Origin of the sequence: Spirosoma sp. (genome assembly GCF_048594605.1) — a bacterium.
In the GTDB taxonomy this organism is placed as follows: domain Bacteria; phylum Bacteroidota; class Bacteroidia; order Cytophagales; family Spirosomataceae; genus Spirosoma.
The window spans coordinates 1-4,939 of sequence record NZ_JBMDWV010000055.1; the positions used below are offsets into that span (position 1 = coordinate 1).

Consider the following 4,939-nt stretch of genomic DNA (forward strand, 5'->3'; position numbering starts at 1 on the left):
ACTTGCGACGCGATTCGTAAAAACGATCTGTCACAATACATGCTACGCTCAGCTATCAATAGATTTTTAGTTGCTACGGCTCTCATTTTGAGTTCGTTAGTAGGTGTTCAGGCTCAAGAGCACAACCACGGAGGGGAATCACATACTCAGCACGAAGGCGATGCGCACGCCGAAAAAGAAAAATTTAATGTGGGTGAAATGATCATGCACCACATTAAAGATGATCATGGCTGGGAGTTTGCCCATGGCGTTACGTTGCCATTACCGGTAATCCTTTATTCATCGGACAGAGGTCTGGAAGTTTTTTCGTCATCCCGGTTAGCACACGGAGAGGTATATAACGGATATAAGAACGAGCATGGTAAGATCCACCGCGTAAATGCTGCCGGTGAAGTAGATCATGAAGCTAAATTTTATAACTTCTCGATTACCAAAAACGTAGCTTCTTTGCTCTTAAGTGCCCTTATAATGCTCCTGGTGTTCTCAGCTGTCAGCCGCGGATACGCTAAAAATAAAGGTAAAGCACCATCAGGTATTCAATCGTTTTTGGAACCAATCATACTGTTCGTACGGGATGAAATTGCCAAGCCAAGCATTGGTCCTAAATACATGAAGTATCTACCTTATCTGCTGACCTTATTCTTTTTTATTCTCGTCAATAATCTGCTTGGTTTGCTGCCGGGAGCGGCCAACCTAACGGGTAATATTGCAGTTACGCTGGTACTATCTGTACTTACGTTCCTGATTGTTACGTTCAGTGGGAACAAACATTACTGGTTGCACATCCTCAAACCAACAGGTGTTCCGGTTGCTTTACTGCCCATTATGATTCCGGTCGAAATTGTTGGTGTGTTTATGAAACCTCTGTCGCTGATGATCCGGCTTTTCGCGAACATCACGGCAGGTCACATCATTATTCTTAGCCTACTGGGTTTAATTTTCATGGCCAACAACATGGGTGGTGCTGGTACAAGTCTGGCTATTAGTCCGGTAGTTCTGTTTTTTACATTGTTCTTGAATATGATCGAGTTGCTGGTAGCTTTCCTACAGGCGTTCATCTTCACACTGCTGACAGCTATGTACATCGGCAGTGCAGTTGAAGAGCACCACGAAGCTGACCATGGCATCGGTTATGAGGGTGCGGAAGCACACTGATTAACGTTGTTGGTTAGGAGCAACAGGTTTTAGGCTCTTGACTGACGACTACTCGTTTAACTTGCAATCTTTTGTTTCACTAATAAATCTGTTTGAGTTTTATGTTCGCAACGTTGTTTGCTTTGCTGTTACAGGCTACCACAGGCGGTAGTGTTTCGGTTATGGGTGCTGCTATCGGTGCTGGTCTGGCTGCTATTGGCGCTGGTCTGGGTATCGGTCGGATTGGTGGTAGTGCAATGGAAGGTATTGCCCGTCAGCCAGAAGCGGCTGGTCGTATCCAAACTGCCATGCTGATCATCGCGGCTCTGATCGAGGCCGTAGCTCTGTTCGCAGCCGTTATTTGTCTGCTAGTGGCTACTGCTGCCTAATTTGGCTTAGCTCTGGTAACATCGGAAATTTGAGTAGGCTGGTTGCATTAGGTGCTGGCTCAACTACTCACCCAATTCTGAGAATCATTCACCCATTTGGGGTTGCCGGTGGGTGAATGATCTCAAACAAAAGATTGATTCTGATTTACATTTATAATTAATGATATCCGATTAAGTGTTGGATGTCATCCTGTTTAAGCTTCTTTGAAAATCCGAAATCAAAAATCGTATATCAAAAATGGATTTGCTTACCCCCGATCTTGGTCTTCTTTTTTGGCAGGTAGTCGTATTTCTCGGCCTGTTTTTTATTCTTCGTACGTTTGCCTGGAAACCTATTACAGATAGTCTGAACGAACGCGAAAACAACATTCAGAGTGCACTTGATCTAGCCGAAAAAACCAGGCTCGAGATGACAGCTCTAAAAGCAGATAACGAAAAACTGCTTGCTCAGGCTCGTTCGGAACGGGAAGCTATTTTACGGGGTGCCAAAGAAACTGCTGATAAAATGGTTGCTGATTCGCGTGAAAAGGCAGAAGCCGAAGGAAAGAGAATTCTGGAGCAGGCTCGTGAGTCAATGCAAAATGAGCGCCAGGCACTGATAACACAAATGAAAAAAGAAGTTGTTACGTTATCGCTTGATATTGCTGAGAAAGTTCTTCGCAAAGAACTCAGCGATAAAGGTGCTCAGGAAAAATTAGTAACTGATCTTGTTGCTCAATCACGCTTAAACTAATCGACTATGGCAGTTGCTACCGTTGCCGCCCGCTATGCTAAGTCGTTGTTGGATTTGGCGCAGGAAAAGGGTCTGACTGAGACCATGCACAAAGACATGTTGTTCTTCAAAAGAACAGTGGAGCAAAGCCGCCCATTGTTACTTATGCTGAAGAACCCTATAGTACGTGCTGAGAAAAAAAACGCAATCATAAAAGCTGTTTTCGCTAACCGCGTTGATCCGGTTACAATGGCGTTCTTTCAAATTATTGCCAAAAAGAATCGGGAGCCAATTATGGATGCCATCGCTGATGAGTTTATCAATCAGTATGACCGATTGAAAGGTATTGAACGGGCTACAATCATTACCACGGTTCCACTGACTGATGCCCTACGTAAGAAATTTACAGAAATGGTGGCGAAAACAGCCGGTGCTAAAACGGTTGAACTGGAAGAGAAAATAGACTCTAAGTTAATAGGAGGTTATATACTGCGTGTTGGTGATCAGCAAATTGATGGATCAATACGTAGTCAGTTGAATGACTTACGATTGCAATTTCTGAATTAAGGTTTAGAACGATCATAAAAAAACCGTACTTTCTACGAAGGTACGGTTTTTTTATGCAGTTATTTTTCATATCTCGTTGTCGGTTCGTACTTGGATTTTGGCTCAAAATGACGCCATACTATTGCTGAAACTGTTCGGAGTAACGTCGATCCTTCGTTCGCAGGTCCCCAGCTTTCGTCTTTCTGATTTTTTGTCATCATGCAATAGGCGTATTCTCCATATGGAGCGTGGACAAATATCACCTCGGAGCGTGCCTGATTGACTGCGCCCGTTTTGCAGGCTGTTTTTACATCCGATGGAATTTGTGACAGACCGTTTTCATCCCAGAATTGCCGGCCAAGATTTCTATACATCTCATCACTGGCTTCGGCACTAATGGCATGGCCTCGGCGAATGTATATCATTAGTTCCGCCATTTCGCGGGGAGTCGTCTGGCCCCAACCGTATCGAGTACGAAAGGCTTCCCGACCTGGTGTTCGGGAGTTGACGCGGGTTTGATGGAATCCATTTGTTTCGAGCCATTCATTGATTGCCGACCCGCCCCCAGCAAGCGCCTGGCACCACAGGCTTCCTGTGTTATCACTAACCGTTTCCATTAACATAATTACCTGGCTCAGTGGAATTTTAGCGCCATCTCGTAAAGAGCCAACGATACCATCATCGTAATGCAAGGAGTCTTTATAAATAAGCTCCTGATTATAAGCGAGTTTCCCCTGGTGGATTTTATTAAAAATGCCACATTGGATGGGTACTTTAATTGTGCTGGCTGTTGGAAACAACGTATCAGCGTTAATAGCAACTGATTTACCTGTGCGAAGATTGTATACATAAACACCAACGTCACCCCGGAATCCAGCTAATGCAGCCTGAAGTTTACGCTCGAGTGCTACGTCTGTTGTTTTAGAAGAGGATTGGCCATTCGTTGTGAGTAAAGGCAAAGCAACAAGTAGTAAACTGATATAAACTAAACGCATCGGAATAAGTAGGTTACTGATTTAACTGGATTGAACGAGTTTAACCAATTTTATGTGCGACCGTTTGAAGCCTTCTCGCTCATAAAATCGAATCGTATCAATACGTTTCTGATTAGTGGTCACTTCCAGATTAACGAAATTTTCCTGAATGGCTAAGCTATAAATAGCGCTAACTAACTGCTGGCCAATACGTTGTCTGCGTATATCCGGGCGCACAAAGAGTTCTTGAATTTCGCCTACTTTGCCACAGTGATGTAGCAAATACTGGACATGACAGCTCACAAATCCAACAATTTCACTGGATCGTTCGGCAACGTAATAATACACATCTGGATTAGTAAGGTTATGCCGGAATGCATGCAGAAATGCAGTTTGATCCAACGTAAGTTCTTCTAATGCGCATAAAAAGGCATAAATAACGGGGGCGTCATCCCAGATTACAGCTCGGATTTGTAGATCGTCTATAAAAGTAGATTGGAAGGCCACAATGATTTATAGAGATACGTTTATCGAACAAGATAGCGTATTTACGTTCGCCATTTTCCGAACCGCTACATTTATTTCAATGAATAAACTTATCGTATTAGCCTTTTTAGAGCTAATCATGGCCTGCTCAAACCGAAAATCAGAAACGGAAACGGAACAATCCATAGATTCAACTACTACCGGATCGACAATGAATCCTTACGAAAAAGATCGACAGTTTTTACAGCAGTACCATCAGAATCTGGTTGAGCTTAGGCTTGACGATGCCCATGCACTGATTTGTCCGGCTTATCAGGGACGGGTGATGACTTCTACTGCCGATGGATCGGCTAGTTATGGCTGGATTAATTATGATTTGATACGTTCCGGGAAAATACTTCCGCATATGAACGCCTTTGGCGGAGAAGATCGGTTTTGGTTAGGACCGGAAGGAGGCCAGTTTGCGCTGTATTTCAAGAAAGGTGATCCCTTCGACGCTGAACACTGGCAGACGCCTGCCGCTATTGACTCAGAGCCGTTTACAATCTCCAACACCACTGAAACATCCGCTACGTTCACTCGAAAAGTCTCGCTGGTAAATTACTCGGACACACGATTTGACATTGTTATCGAACGTACCGATACGTTACTGACTAAAGACGAAATAAAACGTCGGTTAACTGATCGTATTGATTCGC

The 4,939-nt window shown here is 43.9% G+C and carries 7 protein-coding genes; 5 read left to right on the forward strand and 2 right to left on the reverse strand.

The window, feature by feature from the left end; genetic code table 11:
* Positions 1-39 precede the first annotated feature (39 nt).
* The 4 genes from atpB to atpH all read left to right on the forward strand — a co-directional run bounded on the left by atpB (position 40) and on the right by atpH (position 2,802).
* Positions 40-1,155: a F0F1 ATP synthase subunit A gene (atpB, locus tag ACOJS8_RS03100; RefSeq protein ID WP_420147072.1), complete on the forward strand. Its 1,116-nt coding sequence runs from the start codon at positions 40-42 to the stop codon at positions 1,153-1,155.
* A 101-nt stretch (positions 1,156-1,256) separates the two neighbouring features.
* A complete protein-coding gene (gene atpE / locus ACOJS8_RS03105) occupies positions 1,257-1,523 on the forward strand; it encodes an ATP synthase F0 subunit C (protein WP_420147066.1) in 267 nt (88 codons plus the stop codon).
* A 238-nt stretch (positions 1,524-1,761) separates the two neighbouring features.
* On the forward strand, positions 1,762-2,256 hold the full coding sequence (locus tag ACOJS8_RS03110) for a F0F1 ATP synthase subunit B (RefSeq protein WP_420147067.1): 495 nt from the start codon (positions 1,762-1,764) through the stop codon (positions 2,254-2,256).
* Positions 2,257-2,262: 6 nt separating this feature from the next.
* Positions 2,263-2,802 (forward strand): ATP synthase F1 subunit delta, encoded by a 540-nt coding sequence (gene atpH, locus ACOJS8_RS03115; RefSeq protein WP_420147068.1) that lies wholly within the window; start codon positions 2,263-2,265, stop codon positions 2,800-2,802.
* 59 nt (positions 2,803-2,861) lie between these two features.
* On the opposite strand, the gene ACOJS8_RS03120 is transcribed toward atpH, so the two are convergent.
* Together ACOJS8_RS03120 and ACOJS8_RS03125 are read right to left on the reverse strand one after the other, a co-directional pair.
* Positions 2,862-3,776: a serine hydrolase gene (locus ACOJS8_RS03120; protein ID WP_420147069.1), complete on the reverse strand. Its 915-nt coding sequence runs from the start codon at positions 3,774-3,776 to the stop codon at positions 2,862-2,864.
* 21 nt (positions 3,777-3,797) lie between these two features.
* Positions 3,798-4,157, reverse strand: coding sequence for a GNAT family N-acetyltransferase (locus ACOJS8_RS03125; RefSeq protein WP_420147070.1), 360 nt, complete (start codon positions 4,155-4,157; stop codon positions 3,798-3,800).
* Positions 4,158-4,341: 184 nt separating this feature from the next.
* Here ACOJS8_RS03125 and ACOJS8_RS03130 point away from each other — a divergent pair.
* A partial coding sequence (locus ACOJS8_RS03130) for a DUF6786 family protein (protein ID WP_420147071.1) occupies positions 4,342-4,939 on the forward strand: 598 nt, incomplete at its 3' end.